At 27.3% G+C, this 20,813-nt stretch carries 14 protein-coding genes; 6 read left to right on the forward strand and 8 right to left on the reverse strand.

Translation table 11 applies throughout. The features are described 5' to 3' along the window. The 4 genes from F811_RS0102940 to hisC form a co-directional block, all read left to right on the forward strand. A partial coding sequence (locus F811_RS0102940; protein ID WP_020003796.1) for an Rpn family recombination-promoting nuclease/putative transposase occupies window positions 1-784 on the forward strand: 784 nt, incomplete at its 5' end. A gap of 144 nt (window positions 785-928) precedes the next feature. After that, window positions 929-2,842 carry a flagellar hook-associated protein FlgK gene (gene flgK / locus F811_RS0102945; protein ID WP_020003797.1) on the forward strand — a complete coding sequence of 638 codons (1,914 nt, stop codon included), beginning with the start codon at window positions 929-931 and terminating at the stop codon, window positions 2,840-2,842. 268 nt (window positions 2,843-3,110) lie between these two features. Then, window positions 3,111-5,945: a methyl-accepting chemotaxis protein gene (locus F811_RS0102950; RefSeq protein WP_020003798.1), complete on the forward strand. Its 2,835-nt coding sequence runs from the start codon at window positions 3,111-3,113 to the stop codon at window positions 5,943-5,945. A gap of 159 nt (window positions 5,946-6,104) precedes the next feature. Beyond that, window positions 6,105-7,169, forward strand: a complete 1,065-nt coding sequence (gene hisC, locus F811_RS0102955) for a histidinol-phosphate transaminase (protein WP_020003799.1) — start codon at window positions 6,105-6,107, stop codon at window positions 7,167-7,169. On the opposite strand, the gene F811_RS0102960 is transcribed toward hisC, so the two are convergent. From F811_RS0102960 to F811_RS0102980, 5 genes are all read right to left on the reverse strand, one after another. Then, complete coding sequence (locus F811_RS0102960) at window positions 7,166-8,431, reverse strand: M16 family metallopeptidase (protein ID WP_020003800.1); 1,266 nt, start codon at window positions 8,429-8,431, stop codon at window positions 7,166-7,168. The two genes, hisC and F811_RS0102960, sit on opposite strands and share 4 nt — an antisense overlap. Window positions 8,432-8,534: 103 nt before the next feature. After that, window positions 8,535-11,042, reverse strand: coding sequence for a DUF5682 family protein (locus F811_RS0102965; RefSeq protein ID WP_020003801.1), 2,508 nt, complete (start codon window positions 11,040-11,042; stop codon window positions 8,535-8,537). A 17-nt stretch (window positions 11,043-11,059) separates the two neighbouring features. Then, complete coding sequence (locus tag F811_RS0102970) at window positions 11,060-12,112, reverse strand: DNA adenine methylase (RefSeq protein WP_020003802.1); 1,053 nt, start codon at window positions 12,110-12,112, stop codon at window positions 11,060-11,062. 3 nt (window positions 12,113-12,115) lie between these two features. Continuing rightward, window positions 12,116-13,057, reverse strand: a complete 942-nt coding sequence (locus tag F811_RS0102975; protein WP_020003803.1) for a DNA adenine methylase — start codon at window positions 13,055-13,057, stop codon at window positions 12,116-12,118. Between the two features lies 1 nt (window position 13,058). After that, window positions 13,059-14,438 carry a hypothetical protein gene (locus tag F811_RS0102980; protein ID WP_020003804.1) on the reverse strand — a complete coding sequence of 460 codons (1,380 nt, stop codon included), beginning with the start codon at window positions 14,436-14,438 and terminating at the stop codon, window positions 13,059-13,061. Window positions 14,439-14,764: 326 nt separating this feature from the next. Between F811_RS0102980 and F811_RS0102985 the strand changes: the two genes are divergently transcribed. After that, a complete protein-coding gene (locus F811_RS0102985) occupies window positions 14,765-15,097 on the forward strand; it encodes a hypothetical protein (protein WP_020003805.1) in 333 nt (110 codons plus the stop codon). 77 nt (window positions 15,098-15,174) lie between these two features. Here F811_RS0102985 and F811_RS0102990 read toward each other — a convergent pair whose 3' ends face one another. The 3 genes from F811_RS0102990 to F811_RS0103000 form a co-directional block, all read right to left on the reverse strand. Next, a complete protein-coding gene (locus F811_RS0102990) occupies window positions 15,175-16,140 on the reverse strand; it encodes a beta-ketoacyl-ACP synthase III (RefSeq protein ID WP_020003806.1) in 966 nt (321 codons plus the stop codon). 246 nt (window positions 16,141-16,386) lie between these two features. Further along, entirely contained in the window at window positions 16,387-17,823 is a 1,437-nt protein-coding gene (locus tag F811_RS0102995) for a DUF4026 domain-containing protein (protein WP_020003807.1), read from the reverse strand. A 94-nt stretch (window positions 17,824-17,917) separates the two neighbouring features. Then, entirely contained in the window at window positions 17,918-18,616 is a 699-nt protein-coding gene (locus tag F811_RS0103000) for a M48 family metallopeptidase (protein WP_020003808.1), read from the reverse strand. Window positions 18,617-18,948: 332 nt separating this feature from the next. Here F811_RS0103000 and F811_RS0103010 point away from each other — a divergent pair, with 332 nt between their 5' ends. Continuing rightward, window positions 18,949-20,787 carry a methyl-accepting chemotaxis protein gene (locus tag F811_RS0103010; RefSeq protein ID WP_020003810.1) on the forward strand — a complete coding sequence of 613 codons (1,839 nt, stop codon included), beginning with the start codon at window positions 18,949-18,951 and terminating at the stop codon, window positions 20,785-20,787. Window positions 20,788-20,813 lie beyond the last annotated feature (26 nt).

Below are 20,813 nucleotides of genomic sequence, written 5' to 3' on the forward strand. Positions count from 1 at the left end.
ACTTGATGTAAAGGCTGTTACCAAAGATAAGAGAAAAATAATTATAGAGATACAGCTTTCTGGTAATATAGACTTTTTAAAGAGAATATACTATTATATATCTAAGAACATAGTAAGCGAAGTGGAGGAAAAAGAGCCTTATGATATAATTAGTGAGGTTATAAGCATTAATTTTGTAGACTTCAATATGGATTTTAATGATGAGGGTAAGCCCCATAGGTGTTTTAAGCTAATAGACACAGAAAATCCAGATATTGTTTTAGATATGGTTCAAATGCATATAGTGGAAGTGCCGAGATTTAAGAAAATACTAAATAATAGTAACACAGAAGATATTAAGAAAAAGAAAATATTATCTTGGATAGAGTTTTTTACGGCTAAAGATTTAGATAAAGTAAAAGAAAAATTAAAGGAGGTAAATAATATCATGCCTAAAGTAATAAAAAGATACGAACGTTTTATATCAAGTGAAGATGAGATGCAGGTTTATAATGCCAGAGATGCTTTTTTATATGGTCAGACTATAATGCTAAAAAGAGAGCGAGAAGAAGGTATACAGGAAGGTATAGAAAAAGGTATAGAGAAAGGTATACAAGAAGGTATAGAGAAAGGTATACAAGAAGGTATAGAGAAGGGCTTGCAGGAAGGCAGAATAGCAGGTATAGAGGAAGGCAGAAGAGAAGAGCAGATTGCTATAGCTAGAAGTTTCAAAAATGCTGGTATAGATATAAAGATTATTAGTGAGAATACTGGGCTTAGTGTAGAAGAAATAAATAAGCTTTAATAAACAGAAAATATATGTATAATTTGTTATATTATGTTACCTTTTGCTGCAATAATAATAAAAAAAATGTAATAAATTTTTTTATAAATACGATAATTCTAGTAATTAATTAGAAGCAAACTATTATTTTTAAGGAGCATAATAATGTCAACAAGCTCATTTTTTGGTATAGAATTAGGTAAAAGATCCCTTCAAAACTTCAAAACAGCATTAGAAGTTACAGGTCATAATATAAATAATGTTGCAACTAAAGGCTACAGCAGACAGAGAGTTGTAATGCGTACTTTTGATAAGCCTTTAGAAGCTCCTAGTCTTAATAGAGCAGAACGTGCTGGTCAATTAGGTCAGGGTGCTGAAATCACTACAGTAGAGAGAATAAGAGATCAGTTTATAGATTCAAAAATAATGATGGAACTTGGTACAGACGGATACTGGAAAACAAAGTCTGATTATTTAAAGCAATTAGAGGCTATATATAATGAACCTGGTAATGCTAATTTAAGAAGTGATTTAGATGCTTTCTGGGATTCTTGGCAGGAAATGGCTGCTAACCCTTCAGAAAGAGGCACTAGAATGGTTTTGGTAGAGAGAGCCGATAGGGTTAATAATTCTATTAATCAGATGTTCAATCAAATGAATAATATGCGTAATAATTTGAACAATCTTGTTGAAAGTAAAATTAATAGAATAAATGATATATCTAACTCTATTAAGGATTTGAATGTTGAAATAGTTAAGCAGCAGGCATTAGGACAAAGCCCTAATGATTTACTTGATAGAAGAGATTTGCTTGTAGATGAGCTTTCTTCTCTTGCTAATGTTGATATAAAATCTATGGATCCTGATGAAACTATTGTTTACATAGGAGGAAGAGCTTTAATTCAGGGAAATGTTGTAAGTGAATTGAGTGCTGAAAAAAATGTCAATAACGAAGGAATGTATGATATATATTGGAAGAAAGATCATGTTCAGGTACAGTTTGAAGGCGGAGAATTAAAGGCTTTATTAGAATTAAGAGATGTTGATACAGTTGACGCTATTAATGATATAGATACATTCGCTATGAATTTGGCTGACAGTGTAAACGAAGTACATAGAAGCGGTTTCGGACTTAATCAGGAAACAGGTATTGACTTCTTTACTATGACAAAAGCTACTCCTTCAGTTATAGGTAATTTTGACAGCAATAATGACGGACAGGAAGATTCTACTATAATGTTTAAAGTAAGCGGTATAAATTCTATAGACCCTACAGATAGTATAGGAAGCAGCGGAACTTTAATATTTGGTAATAAATCAAGAGAAGGTGCTGATGTTGCAATAGATTATACTGCACAGATGAAAGTAGGTGATTTAATAGATAAAATTAATTCAAGCGAGGCTAATGTATCTGCTTATTTAGATGATAACAACAGACTTGTACTTAAAGCCAGAGCTTTTGATGATTATATGAGACCTTCATATTTCATTAAACATATAGAAGATTCAGGTGATTTCTTGGTTGGTATAACAGGAGTATTAAATCAGTCTGGAGCTAACGGAGCATATAATTGGCAGGCTACAGATCAGGTAAACCAATTAGCAGGTGATTTCAGAAACTTTACAACTACTCCATACAGACATCCAGCTTCAGCTATTGCCGTTAATGATATTATAAGAAATGATGTAAACTACATTGCAGCTTCCAAAGGTATAGATACTACAGGAAACGGATTTAATGATAAATGGAATGGTTTGGGTGATGGAGCTAATGCTTTGGCTATTGCTAATTTGAAAAATAAAGAGATAATGGTTGAAAGCAAATCTACATTTAATGATTTTTATACTGGAAGTATTGCTAGAATTGCTTCAAGAACAGAGAGTGCTAATGCCGAAACAGAAAAACAAACTGTTGTTATGGAATATCTTGAAAGATTAAGACAGTCAGTGTCTGGTGTTAACCTAGATGAAGAGGTTGCTCAAATGGCTATGTATCAGCATGGTTATAATGCTTCCGCTAGAGTAGTGAGCATTATGGATCAGCTTCTTGATGTTGTTATAAATAGAATGGGTGTGTAAGTAATATATAAAATTATTGGAGGCGGTGTCCTGTTATAGGATATCGCCTTTTTATTTGCTTTAAAATCTCTACAACAGAGAAATACATTTTTTATAGCGGCGTTTTTTAAATTTTTTTACATACAAAAATAATAAATATTATAGAAAATTAATATACTTTTTTTATAATATTACTTTACAGTTATTTGTTTTAAATATATATTATAGTAATAATTCTTTAAAAAATATAATGCTAATTCCGATATTAACTGCACAGGAGCATTTTGCAATGGGTATAAAAATTCGTATAATTTTAATAATAGTTGGAGTTATGGCTTTAGTGGCATTGAGTACCAACTTCTTGAGCAATACTTTAAATACAGAAACTTTTTCTGCTATTACGGAAAGAAGCCTAGATAATAGATTTAGATTAATAGGAAAAGAATTTGAATATAATATAATGTCAGCAAGAGAAGAAGCAGCCAAAATAGCTACTACTCTTGCTGTAAGTTATAATACTATAAAGGATTATGATTTACAAACAAGAGATAATTATTTTCAGAATTTTTTATCAGCTTCGATAAGTGAATCTCAGCTTTATTTTAATAGGATAATTAGTGTTTTGTTTCACCCATCAGTTATTGGAAATGGAAATGAGCCTTTTGCTATTTATAGATATTCTACTATTGATAACAGATTTTCAAAAACAGATATTACAAATGAAACTATGTGGATTAATTTTACTAATGTTTATGGCTCCCAAGACAGAGGATTATTACATAGACAAATATTAACTCCTTATATGATTAAAGAAAGTACTGGTGTTGGTATAACATTAAATATGGCTTCTACTATATCAGATTTAGAAAATAATAGAATTATTGGTTTGGCAAATGTAGGAGTATTATTTAATTATTCGGCACAAAATATAAAAGATATTCTTGATATAGAGGATGCTGATTTACTTGTAATAGATAAAAAGAATTCAAGCATTGTTAATTCTAAAAATAGTGATTTGATTAATGCCCGCGTAGATATATTATACCCCGCTTATTATGAAATATTTAATTCTAATTTGGCATCAGGAGATGTTATAATAGATGATATAGAACTAGACGGTAAACCTTATAAATCATATGTTACTAGTATAGCAGGACTTTTAAATATAGTAATGCTTATACCTAATTCATATTATACTTTGCAGATTAAAGATATGAATAATTCTATATTCTATACTATTATCATAGCATTCTTGATGGCAATAGTAGCTATAATATTCTTTATTAAGGTATTATTTAGTTCTATTACTAAAATATCAGATGCTATAGGTAATTCTGTAGATAATAAAGATTTGACAGTAAGTATTCCTAAAATATCAGGTGGCGATGAAATAGGGGAGATGACAAAGTGGGTAGTTCTTCTAAATAATTCTCTTCAATCTGTACTTTCAACTGTAAAAAGGACTATTTTAACTTCTAAAAAACAAAGTGATACCTTATCTGAAAAAATTAGTGATAACTTAGCAATAATATATGGTATTAATAATAATATAGAAACCATCAAAAATAATGTTAATGATGAATTAAGTCAGGTAGAAATTGTAGAGACCAGCAATCAGAATATGCAGGAATATATATCAGCAAATACCAGCAATATTGACTTGATAGAAAAAGATACTAGAGAACTTCAAAGTAAGATTATTGAAGAAGGCGAGAATATAGAGCAAATAGCTACTGCAGTAGAAGAGATGAGTAAAACCATAGAAAGTATAGACGGTATTATTTCTAAAGCTACAAATAAAGCTAAAGATTTGTCTGCTGCTTCTATAAAAAGTAAAGAAAAAATGCAGGCTACATCTATGGCTACAGGAGATTTAAGAAATGCTTTAGGTTTCATTTCTAATTTTGTAAGTTCCATCAGAAATATAGCTCATCAAACTAACCTTTTGGCTATGAATGCAGCTATTGAGGCCGCTCATGCTGGTAAATACAGTTCGGGTTTTGCTGTTGTAGCTGAAGAGATACGTAAATTATCAGAAGTATCAAATGAACAGGCTGATAATGCTAATAAAGTACTTCAAAATATAGAAGATAAAATAATAATAACTACTAATGATTTGACAGAATCTACAGAGCAGTTTGATGTTCTTACCAGAGATGTACAGGAAGTTACTGAGATAATGGGTACAGTTCATACTTCTTCTGTTGAACAGTTGAAAGCTATTAATGAAATAGTAACTTCTATTACTAAAATATCTGAATCCAGCGAACATATTAAAACACAGTATATTGATATGGCAGACAAATTGAGTACGATAAAAACTAATCTTGAATCGCTTAATAATATTTCTCTTGCCACTTCAAAAACTATGAATAAATTGAAAAATATATCAGATTCTATTCATGGCAGTGTTGAAAGTATTTCTGAAAGCTCTAATGATCTTTCGGCTTCTGCAAATACTATGAATAAATTCGCATCTGATAATAACAGACTTTTATCAGAACTTGAAGGTGAAATATCTAAATATAAAATCAGAGATATGAAATCTAAAAAGGATACTACTACTCAAAGAGTCAGAGGTATCACTTTGATAATATTAAAAGAATTTGTTAAAACAAAATTCGGCGAAGAGGGATACCAAAAATGGGTAACTGCTATGGAGCCTTCATCTTCTTTAATATTTAAAAATGATATATCAAGTAAAGAATGGTATCCTTATATGACTTCTTTCCATAAGCCTTATAAATTGGTATGCGATCTCTTCTATTCTGGAGCTAATACTGGTATTAAAGATATTTCTGAATATCACTTTAATCAGATTATACCGAAACATATAAGACCTTTATTGTTCTTTATACCTAAACATATAGCTTTAACATATGCAGCTGAACATATATTCCCTGATTTATTTGACCCAGCACAGATAGAGATTATTAAAGCTAGAAGAAAACTTCTTGTAGTACATCTTACTAATTTTAATGATGACCCTGAAGTTATTGAGCTTGCTGTACTTTCTTGGGCTACACTTTTACTTGAATCTATTACTCATATAAGATCTTCTATGGAGATAACCAAATCTATTAAAGACGGAGAGATTTATACTGAGTTTGTACTTAAATGGTAATTAAAATATTTATTTTATAAAAATTATAAAAGGGCAGAAAATGTTTCTGTCCTTTTTTATTAAAAAAATTTAATACTAAAAAAATAATAATAAAATATTATTGTTATATAACAGAATATCATATATAATAATACTGTAATGAATAAAAGGATTTAATTTATGAATAAATTTTTAAGCAGTAAAGCCAATTCAATAGAACCTTATACCCCCGGTGAACAGCCTAGAGATAAAAAATATATAAAATTAAATACAAATGAATCTCCATATCCTCCTTCTCCTTTTGTTAAAAAAGCTATATCTGAAAGCAATTTTGATGATTTAAGACTTTATCCAGACCCTAATGTATATGAACTAAAAAAAGAGATAGCAAAGAGATATAATACAAAAGAAAATAATATATTTATAGGAAATGGCTCTGATGAGATACTTGCTTTTTCATTTATGGCATTCTTTGATAGAGGGGATAAAATTTATTATCCCAATATTACATATAGTTTCTATTCTGTATATTCAAGTCTTTTTGATTTAAACGAAGTAAAAATACCGCTTAAAGATGATTTTACTATAGATATTAATGATTATAAAAATTTAGATTCTGGAATATTTATAGCCAACCCTAATGCTCCTACTGGAATATATCTAACACTTTCTCAAATAGAAGAGATTGTAAAAAGCAATAAAGATAATATTGTAATAATAGATGAGGCTTATATTGATTTTGCTTTTGATGAGAGTGCATCATCATTAATAGATAAATACGATAATCTTCTTGTAATACAAACTTTTTCAAAATCGAGATGTTTGGCAGGTATGCGTTTAGGATTTGCTTTCGGCAATGAAAACCTTATTCAAGGGCTTAAAAATATAAAGTATTCTTTTAATTCTTATACTATAAACAGGCTTTCAATACTAGCAGGTATAGAAGCTATAAAAGATGAAAAATATTTTAAAGATACTGTTTTAAAAATTATTAAAACAAGAGAAAATACAAAAAAAGAGCTTAAACTCTTGGGATTTAATGTACTTGATTCAAGATCAAACTTTTTATTTGTATCGCATAAGAATGTATTTGCTGAAGATATTTATTTAAAATTAAAAGACAATGGAATATTGGTAAGATATTTTAAATCTGATATTATAAATAATTATATAAGAGTAACAATAGGTACTGATGAAGAGATGAGTACATTTATAGAAAATATAAAGCAAATAGTAAAAAATTAATTGAGTTTTAATTTTTTACTTAATGCATCGCTTATATCTTTAGTTCCTTTAGCTCCTACAGCGGTGAGGAAGAATTTTTTATTTGAAAGTTTTTCATCTATAACTTCATTAACTATTTTTAAGTTAACTTTATCTATCATACTGTAGAGTTCTTTAAATGAAACATATTTGGATAAATAGAGTTCATGTCTTGTATTTTTGTTCATGATAAACTCAGCATTAAGTTTGCTAAACGCCATAGAACTTTTATAACTTTCTTTAGCTTCTTCAAGTTCTTCTTCCGATATTCTTTCACTTATAAGTTTTTCTATTTCATAATATATGCTTTCTATAGTTTCCTGATATCTGTCTAAACTGGTAGAGCCATGTATCTCAAAAGTTCCGCCATTTATAAAACTTGAATTATAGCTGTATATATTGTAGCAAAGACCTTTATTTTCTCTTATAGCCTGAAATAGCCTAGAATAAGAACTTCCGCCAAATATATCATTAACTATATTCATAGCATATCTTTCTTTATTATCTACAGCACTGTATGAGGGCGTTATAAGCGAGAAATATACTTGATGAAGCTCTTGTTTTTCTTTTGTAATAGTTTTATAGTAAAATGGAAGCTCTTCATTTTCAGTTTTATTTTTCTTTTGAAGTTTTATTTTTGAAAGCCTCTCTACAACATAATCAATATCAAAATTTCCAGCAACAGAAACAATTAAATTATTAGAATGAAAGTGTTCTTTAAAGTACGAATATATTTTATCTCTGTTTATATTTTTTATATTATTTATAGTTCCTCCTATAGGAAAACTCATAGAAGTACCTTTATAGGCAGCTGCAAAAAATTGATTAGCAGATATTTCCTCAGGTGTATCATTAGACATTTTTAATTCTTCTATCACTACTTTTTTTTCTCTGTTAATATCATCTTCTTTGAATGCTGAATTAAGTATAACATTTTCTAAAGTATCAACTGCTCTGCTAAAATATTTAGATATTATATTGATGTAGAAAGAAGTGAGATGTCTTGAAGTAAATGCATTAAATATACCGCCCACTCCTTCTATACCTCTTATAATATCTTTAGAAGTCATAGTATCAGTACCTTTAAAAAGCATATGCTCTATAAAGTGAGTATATCCGTTTTCATCTTTTTTTTCATTGGCACTGCCTGTTAAAAATGTGAAGCCTATTGATACAGTATCAAGTATAGGCATTTTTTCAAGCACAACTCTAATTCCATTTTCAAGGGTTAATCTTTTTACCATATTTTTTCCATAAATATTTTTTATACGTTGTTATTATAACTAATTTTATAATTTTCGGAAGTTCATTTATAAAATAAAATATTGTTTATTATTTTATTTCTTATTATAAAGTTTCTTTTAATAAATTATAAACTTTATTATCTATATCCATTGCTTTCTGTATTTCTGATATATCTATATTAATATCAATTAACACTTCTTCTCTTTTTGCTCTATACATAACAGCAATAATATCTGAAACACGTTCTATTTCTGTTGGGCTTAAATTGGTGAATGCATATCTGAAATTAGGAAGTATTTCGATAAACTTCTCTTCATCTATATTTTTTATAGTATTATCTATACTCTTTATAATACTGTCATTAATAAATAAAATATCTCTTGCCGCAAGTAATATACCATTTAAAAAATAAGCTGCTGTTTCGCTTTCGCAATATTCTAAAAAGTTAGATACTATATTTGAAAACTCATATGCCTCAAGTCTTCCAGATTTATATTTTACAGCCAAACACACCGCATATATATGTGAGCTTCCAAATGTATTGTCAAGCATAGAATCTATTTTTTCATTAAATAGATCTATATCGCACCAATTAGGATTTTCTAAAATAAATGAATATAGATTTTTTATATAATGAGAGCATTTTAAAGCCTCTTCTTCTTTTAATTTTTTTATCTCGTCCATATTAGAAACAGCAAGTACAAATACCTGTTTTGCCAAATCCTCTATTATTGGTATTATATCATAGCTATCAAATAATGATTCTCGCTCCTTTGATATATTATCATTAATAGCTTCCATGTTTGCTAAGTATGATAAATTATTTAATGAGTCGCATAGATTTATGAAATTATTATCTCTTAATATAGCTGCTTCTATTTTTTGATAATTGTCTGTAAAGAAATTGTATATTCCCATAACATCAGCTTCTATTAAAAGTTTTGACACTTCTCTAGCATCTATATTAGAGTCAAGTCTTTCTGTTATTAAGTTTGAAGCTAATTCTTCTATTGTAACACCGTATACTGATTTATCTATTAAAGAGGATTCCACTATAGTTTTGTATTCATATTTCCAAATTTCACGTGCTAAGTTTTTATTAACTTTATTAACATAGTCTGGACCTCTTATTAATTTGCAAAAACCTACATCTAAAAACTGCATCTTATGAAAGAATTTACTTTTTTCAAAATGTTTTTTATCTTTTACAATATCAAGAGTTGATTCTATCTCTTCAGTTTTATCTATTTTTATTTTATATTCTCTGCATTTATTTCTGAAGTCTATTATAACAGGAGGGACTATGCTCTTTGAAGATACTTGCCCATTGGATATTCCAGAAAGAAGCTTCATCATTAAATCAAGATTACTCGTATTTTCTAAAGATATATCGCCTTTTACAAATGCACTTTTAGCAGCGTCTATAAGTTCGTATACTCCTGCAGATTCTTTGCCTCTTAATTTGGCTAGATTAACCGCCATATAATAAGCATTAATACAGTCTGGTATAGTAACATTATGATTGTATCTGTCTATATTGGAGGCTTTTATTATGAATGACATTACAACATTTAAATATATATCGACTATATTATTATTATTTTGTTGGCTGTAATTCTCAAGCTCTTTATATACAAAATTATAAAATGCAGGAAACTCTATACCTGCTCTGTAGCCTCTTCTGGAATCAGCGTCTTCAAATGAATATGGTATTAAATAGCTTGCTGTATTTGAAACTATATATTTATTTAAGTGTTTATATTCTTTATCCAAATTTTTATTATTTTTTTCATCTTCTTTTAATTTATCAATTATGCCTTTTGTGTGAAAACTTCCAGTAACTACCAAAACTCTATTATATTTACTCAATGCCTCTTTGACATTTTTAGCCATTACATATTCTCTGTTTCTTGTTTCAAAGTCTTCATCTTCTATAAGACGCATATAATATCCTAAAGCATAAACACTTTTTATAAAATCTCTGCTTTCCTTGTGTATACCATTTATTTCAAAGTCCCTCTCCCAAAGCTCAGCAAAACTTCTAAGTCCAGCCTTTCTTGTAAGCTCTACCGTATAGGCATTAACATTAAATATATTATCATCATTATCATAAATGGATATTAATTTTTTTCTTTTTATATCAGTATCATTTTTATTATTGATTTCTTCGTCTTCCAAATCTTTTGAATCTTCTTTTTCTAAATTAGGATTTTCTTCTGAATTTTCAATCATAAAGGCGTAAGGCATATCTATAAAGCTGCAGTGTATATTATTTTTTAATGCCTCTCTTATAGCAGTAAACTCTGGAGAATAGTTCAAAAAAGGATAATAACATCTGTATTTTTGATTTTCTTTATCAATATAGCTTGAATAAATACAAAAAGGTGCTTTGGTATCTTCTTCAATCATATATTTCATCAAATCATTACAGTCACTCGGCCCTTCTATAAGCACTGCGTCTGGCTTAAAACTCTCAAAAATATTTTTTAAATGATATGAGCATGCTGGAGAATGGTGTCTTATTGGAAAGAATATTACATTATCTTTTATGCTCTCTTCAAAATGTTCATCAAGATGGTTATTATCTTTTTTTTTATCTTTCTTTTTCATTTATTTTATTCTCTTTTTCAAATTGATAATATATATAATTGTTCTTTTATAAATTTTTTATTGTTATTCGAATTACTTTTAAATTTTAAATAATCAAACTCTATTAAATCTACTTTTCCAACTTTAGACATTATCGATATAATATTTTCTTTTTCCATAATGCCTTCATTGTTATAACTTAGTATGCAATATTTATAATCTGCATTATTAATAATAAATTCTAAATCAATCAAAGCTGTTTTTTTATTACAAAATGATGATTTTTGATTCCTGTAATCTCTCATACCAGATATTCCTTTTATTATGGGATTATCATATCTAGCTATTGTTTCTAATATATGATAATTTGGTGCATATTGTCTCTCATTATATGGAGGGTCTAAGTATAATATGTCTGTCTTTATATTTTTTATTATATTGATACTATTGCCAAAAAATACTTCGTTCTCTTTTTCATTAAATATTAAATTTATTGGTTTTAATATAAAAGGTTTTAATGCTCTTTTGTCCCATTTTTTTTGAAAAGCTGCGTATACTCCAGATACATTTGAAAAAAAAGAAACACTTTCTATTAATGAAGCTATTAAAATAAAGTACTCATTATCATTAATTAAACTATAATTTTTCCATTTCTCTATCTCGATTCTTATAGCATCAATTTTTTTACCATTTTCATCTGAGAAATACATTCTTTTATATTCTTTATTTTCAGTTCCGCCAATAGTATAATTATTATATATAAAACCTTCAAAAGAATCAATATTATTTAAATATTCTAAAATCAATTCTAAATTTGAATCAGAAAATAGATAATTATTTTTTATATTCAAATAATCTAATAATTTATCAAATCTAGGTATTGTATTATTTTTTATATAAGCATATTGAAGACAATAAGAAAAATATAATATATCTGATGAATATATCTTATAGTTTAATCCCTTAAAAAATTTTCCAACATTAGCCGTTCCAGCAAAAAAATCACAAAATATTTCACCGTATATGTTTTTTGATCTTAGTATTGAATACATATTTTTTACTAGATTTTCTTTATTTCCTATAAATCTCATAAATTATATTTCCATATTGAAAAATAAATTTCTATCATTTGTATTTATATCTATACCTTCCCAGTCTGTTTTGTAATTAGTTACTAAGACTTCTATAGTTTTTGTTTGTGCTAATATTTTTTTATTATAACAGGAATTATTATAGTTAGAATCTATTTTTTTTATATTATAATTATTATAAGAAATCCATTCTTTTAATATACTATTAATTTGCCCATTATGAATTAAAAGGTTAGATAAAGCAAATTTTATATTTCTCTTATTAAGATTATCTAAAATGTTTAATAGCATAATTTCATTATCTTTATTCCATCCGGTAAATCCTCTCTTACCATCATTATAAGTTCCAGTACTAATAAGATAAGGAGGATCACAGTATATAAAATCATTTTCTTTTAAAAAATCAAAATTAAAAGATTCAAAATTGTCATTACTAAAATCTATATTTAAACTTTGCATTCTATGAATAAAATTTTCTAAATTATTTTTTATAGAATTATTAAATGAACTTCTATACTTTCCAAAAGGATTATTGAATTGATGATTATTGTTAAATCTTATTTGATGATTAAATGAATATGATACTAAAACAAATAAATCAAGAGGTTTTCTATTGGTATTATATTCGTCTCTCAATTTATTATAACCATCCGCATTATCATCAGATAACTTATATTCTTCTATCCTATTATAAATATATTCCAATATTTTATTATATCTTAATTCATAAAATAATTTATATAAATCTATTAAATAAATTAAATTATCATTCATAAATATTTTTTGAGCTTTTACATTTACGGCAACATTTCCACCACCTGTAAATAAATCTATAAAATTATTAATATCATTTGGAAATATAGGTAGTATTTGATTTAGTATTTTATATTTACCTCCTATATAATTTAACGGAGATTTCACAAAAAAAATATTAGATTTTGGCATATCAATTTCTCCAAAAATCCAATAAATTTTTAACCGCTAATTTAAACAAATCTGGAGCTTCTATTCCAAGCAAAATATTTCCATCTTTTGATAATAAAAAACCTATTTTTATTTCTTGTTTAAGATCTTTTTCATCTCCACCATATATAACTAGAGTTCTTATAATTTTGTATTTAGGATAATATTTTTTTATATATATGTTTTCTATCTTATAATATTCTTCTAATGATTTTAATCCTTCTTTTAGATTAGCTATTTTCTTACCTTCTATGTTGATTATTTCCAATTTTTTAACGTCTATTAAAATCAAATCAGGTATATTTAATTTTGCACTTTTATTACCTGATTTATAATCTTCTCTATCAACATATTTTTCTAAAGGTATATACTCATTTTCAGAAGTTATAAAATATCCTTTTTCACATCCTGCATGATTTTCAAAAATAGAATATCCATTAGTAAAACTTTCAACTATAACATGTACAAATATTGTAGCTAATTTCTCACCTTCTTTATCATAATACCAATATAAATTATCTAACTCTATATTTGGTATATCAAGTTCATCAAGACCTATATTAATAAAATTAGCAATTTGTACAAATTTATTTTTTTTAATGTGTCTTTGTTCTAATTGATGTTTAGTAATAATTATATAATATTTCCAACCTAACTTTCTTAAAGCATAAGATATAGCTGTTAATGCTCCTATATTTGGATCATGTGATAAACTATCAGATTTTTTAAGTATACCAGATATTTCCAATAAATTATTATTTACTTTGGTAATGATTATAGGTGTATTACCTTTTGGCGGTTTTTTCATGTTATTTTTAAATGTTATAAGATCATCAATATTATAAAAAGGTTCAATTTTATTTGTTTCTTCATCTGTAAAAAATACATTAAAAGTCTTTAATATTTTAACTCCAAAAATATACGTATCTGTAAATTTACTACTAATATTTTTTCTCTGATGAAGCATTACTTTTTTTACATTTTTATAGTATGTATCAATAAATATAAATTTTATTGCCCTTTGATAAATTGATGTATTACGGCTCTCTTTATCATCCGTTTTTGTTTCTTCTATTGCATATATAGGATTATCAGAATATTTAGGTTCATCATTTTGATAAAATATTAAATAATCTACAAAACTTGAAGAACCTTTGACTATTTTTATAAATATATTTTTTATTTTATTGCAATTAATACCTATAACTTTATATGTAAAATTAAATGAATTATTTTCAAGCATAGGTATAACCCTAATGTTATCTATAAATGATGAAAAATTATTATCTTTTAAAAACATTTTTATAATTGTATTTAAAGTTTGTAATCTAGGGTATTCTTCTGATAAAATCCACAAATTCATTTAATATCTCCAAAATAATTAATTTTTTCATTACAAAAATCCTTCACAATGAAAAATATTTTACTATAAAAACAGTATAATGCAATAATTAATAATTGGCTGTTAAAATAAGCGTTTATTATTATTTTTGATAAAAATAGACATTTTTTTATTAAAAAACCTACTATAATAGGTTTTTGTTATATATAGTATACATTAATAATATAATATATTTGATTTAAACAGATTAAATATTATAATAATGTATAATATTGATGTAATTAATTAATATTAACAAATTAAAACTTAATAAAATATCATGATAATTATAAAATTGGGGCAGAAAAATGTCTGAAAAAATAAAACTTTCTGAAAGAAAAGGTGAATATAAAGCAAGTAAAAACATTGGAAGTTATGATGTAGGATTTAAATTTACATTAGATGATTCTGGAAATATAGTAAGCTTAAAATTTTCTCATGGTTGGGATCAGCTAAAAGAACTAGATAAAATAAATATTGGTTCTCCAGATTCTACAGAAATAGAGTTTAACTTTGCTGATCCTAATGATGCTTTATATGTTATACATTTTGACAGCTATAATAGAGGTTATGTATGTATTTATTCAGATAATAAGAGAACAAAAGAAGAGATTTGTATGCCTTTCAAAAAAATATCATAATAAGAAATTATAGAAAATAAAAAAGGATAGCATGAAAAGCTATCCCAACGATAATTTTATTCAAAAATATAGATATATCACCAGATCATTAAAGTAGATCCCCAAGTAAAACCGCCTCCGAATCCTGTAAGAAGAACCAAATCTCCGTCTTTAATTTTATTATTTTCCAAAGCATCAGTTAAAGCTAATCCTATACTTGCAGAAGAGCAGTTACCAAATTTGTTTAATACAACACTTACTTTTTCCATAGGAAGACCTATTCTTTTAGCAACAGCCTGCATAATTCTCAAATTGGCTTGGTGCGGAACAAAGAAACTTACATCAGATAATTGTTTTCCAGTGCTTGCCAAAACTTTATCTATGCTGTTAGAAAACTCTGTTACAGCTCTTTTGAAAGTTTCAGAACCAGCCATATATATTTTAAACTCTGGAGCATCTACGTCCTCTCTTATAGGGCATACACTTCCTCCGTTTAACACTATGCTCATATCAGGCTCACTTTGCATATGCATTCCAAGAATACCTTTTCCATCATCTCTTGTTGTTATTAATGAAGCAGTAGCAGCATCGCCAAATAATATAGCAGTACCTCTGTCTTTCCAATTAATATCTTTAGTTAATTTTTCAGAAGAGACTATAAGGACATTTTTACATTGACCGCTTTCTATTAAGGCAACCGCCGTATTTAATGAATATATATATCCAGAACATGCAGCTGATAAATCTAAAGCAAAGCAATGTTTAAGACCTAAAGCATTTTGAAGCTGACCTGCCATAGAAGGAAATATATAATCTTTTGTTACAGTAGGAACTAAAATAGCATCAACTTCTTTTAAATCTACACCTTTTTTTTCTAAGTTTTTAACTGCATTGAAGCCCATTTCAAATATAGTTTCATCGGCTCTTGCCATATGTCTTGTTTCTATACCAGTACGTGTTATTATCCATTCATTATTGGTATCTAATATACTTTCAAAATATTTATTGTCTAATATTCTTTCAGGCACATAATATGCTATATTCTTTATATATGCTCTTTTCATTTGACGCTCCTCAATGTAGTTAAAGGTATAATTTTCATGATATAATTGTAGTATAAAATATCAAAAAAACTATAGTTAATAGTAACTATTTTGTTTAAAATGATGAATTATAAGGACTATAATAGTGAAATTTGATATATTTTCTTTCTATAAACAGTAATATATTAAAAATTGATATTTATAAAAAAACAATGAGCTTATTAAAGCCCATTGTTTTATAATGCACTTATATTATATAAAAAATACTTATTCAAATAATAAATAAATATTTCTTGAATTGTATTCGCCTTCTTCTGAATATATAGTCCAGTCAGTGAGTCTTTCTATACTATGCATTCCTCTGTCGCCTTCATGCATACCTAAATCCTTGTATGGCTCATTGATTAAAGTGGCGTCAAAATATCCGTCATCTGTGAAATCATGAACATCAAACCATAAATGCTCCAAATCATTAGGATTTTCTTCAGTTTCTCCATATCCTAGTTTTACCAAAAAAGAAGTTTTTTCATCGCCTTTGTTTTTGTTTAGAAGTTCTAAGAAATATTCTAATTTTTCAAAAGCAGCTTCTCTCATAAGTGAAGTTTCAAAATAGCTCATCATAAACATAGGATTATCGGTGAGTTCTTTTTTATAATAATCAAGCGAATGATAATTACCGTCATTATCTACAGCAAGAAGTATACCAGAAGGAGTATTATGCACTCCGTCATTTCTGTCTTTAGCACTTCCAGAAACATCATCGGCAATATTAAGTTTTTTTAATGCCTCCTGCCAAGGAAACCAGCATACATAAACATTATAAGCTGGATTGAATTTAAAACCTGCATCTGGAACGCCTCTTTCTATAAACATTTTGGCACAAGTATTTAAAAGTGCTCCATAAGAAGCATTTGAATCTTCAACTCCAACTATCTCAAGTTCTATAGAACCCACTCTGTAAAGTCCATGCGTATGAAACCAATACTCTACTTTGTTTGGATCTTTATCATCATCATAAACAGCATGTATAGTATAAAGATAATCCAAAGAAGCAGGCAATGCAAAAGTAGATGTATATGAAAGCCAATCCCCAGAATGAGCAGTGTAGCATGACATATCCAAAAATATAGAGGCTTCTGGAACTAAACTGTCTAATAATTTTAATTGTCTTTGATAGTCTGTAAGAGGAAAATTATCAAATATTGTAGATACATGTATTGCATATTTGCATTCGCATGCTTCATTATAATCAGTTTCTCTTACTGTGTTTACTGAAAATATTTCAGGCACATTCTCTGTAACAGATGAAGCATCAACCAATGCAATATAAAAGCTAAGTTCATCATTATTCTCTTCGTTATTTTCTTCTTCGCTTTCTTCATCATCATGAGAATGAGAACAGCCGCATCCGCCTTCTTCACAATGCCCACCGCATCCGCAATCATGATGACTTTCGTCCATTACCATAGGTAAATACTGAAGTTTAACAGCTATCTCCCATTTTGATTTATCTCTTATAAAATTGCTTTTTTCTATCTCTTCAAATTCTAGAACCACATATTCATCAGCTTCTGAAAGTATTTCTCTCACTTCGTCAATGCTGACATTATGATCATACTCTTTTGAAAATACTGCTGCCATCCATGATTCTGCTCTTTGTTCGCCGCTTGAAAATACATTGTATAATTTTTCATTATAATCCATTATATCTTACCTCATAAACTTGTTAAAATTAATGCTTATATTAAATAGTGTTTTTAAGTATAGTATAAATCATATTTTTTTCAATAGTTTTAATTTATAAATCATTAAAAAAACTATTTAGTATTTTCTTTACCTTTTTGTATTCTGGCATATATTTTTTTATAATTTCATAGAATTTTTTGCTGTGATTTGCTTCTATAAGGTGTGCTAATTCATGAATTACTATATATTCTGAAACTATGATAGGGTATTTCATAAGTTCTAGGTTTAGCGTAATATGTTTTTTTAAAATGTCGCATGAACCCCATTTGCTTTTTAATTTTTTTACAGTGAAGCCTTTTATTTCAAGCGACATAATCAAACAATATTTTTTTAAAAGTGTATTAAATAGTTTTAATGCTTCTTTTTTATACCAAGTTTCAAGCAGTTTATATTTTTTTTTGATATTAGCATCTATAAACTTTTCATCTTCTTTTATATTTACATACATGTTTATAATATGTTCATTTATTATGATGTTTTCTTTTTTTGATTTTAATATATTTAACTCATAACATTTTCCAAGATAGTATATTTTATCTCCATTTATTAATTCTTTTTTGCTTATATCATATGAATTTTTCTTTTTTATGTTTTCTTTTCTTTCTTCAATCCAATCTTTTCTACTTTCTACAATTTCATATATATATTTTTTAGAAACTCTTTTTGGGGCGGTTACGTATATATTTAAATCTGCTTTAACTCTTATATAAATATTTTTTATTTTTTTGTATTCTATTATTATTTCATTCATTTTATATTAAAAAATGTTTTATAATAAAATTATTTTAAAAAGCAGCGGACATAAAATTATGCCCGCTATTAAGGTAAATTATGAAGAAAAAAATTTATAAAATTAGATACAAATCAATTCTATTGATATATATAATATATAAAACTTTTAAAAAAAGTGTAAAAAAAAAATTTAATTTTAATATGAAAAAAACATTTTATTTTAAAAAAACTTCAAAAAATAACGAATAAAACAGTAATAATATATATACTTTATTTATTTATATTATATAATTGATAGTTAAATATTCTATGAAATTTTTAAAATTGTTTTATTGATTATTGGAGTTTATTATGAAAAAAATCCATAGTTTATCTTTTAGAATACCAGCTATCATATCATTGATATCGGTAGCACTTATAGTTATTATTCTTTTAATAGCAGTAAATTTTGCCAATATGGGAATAAGCAAAAGCAGATTTGAAGGTTTTGATAATACTGTACAAGCGTATGCTAAATTATTTGATTCTATACTGATAAATCAAATTTCTCTTGCAGAAACTTATTCAGTAATGCCTGCTGTTATCGATTCTATAATAAATAGAAATGATGTTTCTTTAAGAAATCTTTTAAATACCTTAAAACAGGTAAATACCGCCAATGATTATTCTATAAATACTGTAATTACAGATTTGAATAGTAATGTTGTTATGGATGCAGCCGGAAACACAACTGGAAGTATGGCTGAGAGAAGACCTACTTTGTGGAAAAAATTACAGTCAAACAATGGTAAATTCACTTACGATGATGATTTGATAAAATCTAAAGATACAGGTGTTCACTCTATAGCTATAGGCGGAGGCATAAAGGATAATGAAGGAAACTTAATAGGTTATACCTTTGTTATTATAGACTGGAAACTTATACATGACACCTATTTTACTGATATAGCACTTGGAGAAAGCGGAAGAATATTAGCTATAGATTCAAGATTAATAGATATGATGGATACTTTATATGATCAAATAGGAGGTTCAGCTGTTCAGGTTTATCAAAAAGCATTTGACAGCAGTTCAGTTAATGGGAAATTATCATATACATATTCAAATGCCAATAGAACAGGTTCGTATTACAAAATGAAAACTATGGATTGGGTTGTTGCTATGAGTATGTTTGACAGTGAAATATATGCTGTCAATAAACAATTAATACTAATTAGTTCTATAGTTGCATTGGCTGCTATTGTATTATTAACTATCTTTGTATATCTATTTATAAAGAGACTTATGGGACATTTAGGAAGTATTATAAAAGAGGCTAAAGAAATAGAAACAGGAAATTTAACTTATGCGGCTAATGAACATAAAAGAAAAGATGAGCTTGGAATATTATTTGAATCGTTTGGTAATATGCGTAAGAAATTAACTGAAATTATTTCACAGGTAAATGCTTCTTCTGAAAAGATTACTCATGCGGCACAGGAGCTTGCCAATGGTAATGCTGATTTATCTAAAAGAACCGAATCTCAAGCAGCAAGTCTTGAGGAAACAGCTTCTTCTATGGAAGAGATGGCTTCTACAATAAAATCATCAACTTCGCATTCGGTAGAAGGCAATAATATGATGAAAGAGTCTATGGAGTCTATAAAAAATGCAGGTATAATAATAGAAGAAACTACTAAAAGTATAGAAGAAGTAAGTGAAGACAGCGAAAAGATAAAAAATATTACAAAGGTTATAGAAGGCATTGCTTTTCAGACAAATATACTTGCACTTAATGCGGCAGTAGAAGCGGCTAGGGCAGGGGAGCAGGGTAAAGGTTTTGCTGTAGTAGCAAGTGAGGTAAGAAACTTGGCACAAAACTCTCAGACTTCAGCTAAAGATATAACAAATCTTATTGAGGTAATTTATGAAAAAATTAGTAAGTCAGCTGAAAAAGCAAAAGAATCTCAGCAGATATTTGAAGATTTAGAGAAGAAACTAGAAGAGACTTCAAATATTATGCGTGATATAAGCGAAACAGCAATAGAGCAGCAGTCTGGAGTAGATCAGGTAAATATAGCAGTATCTCAAATGGATACAGTAACACAGCAGAACGCCGCTTTAGTAGAACAGTCATCATCAGCAGCAGAATCATTATTAAATGAAGCTAGAGAGCTTGAAGATGCTATGAGTTTCTTTAAATTAAAATAATAAATTTAATTAATATAATTACATAA

This window comes from Brachyspira innocens ATCC 29796, from assembly GCF_000384655.1.
In the GTDB taxonomy this organism is placed as follows: Bacteria; Spirochaetota; Brachyspiria; order Brachyspirales; family Brachyspiraceae; genus Brachyspira; species Brachyspira innocens.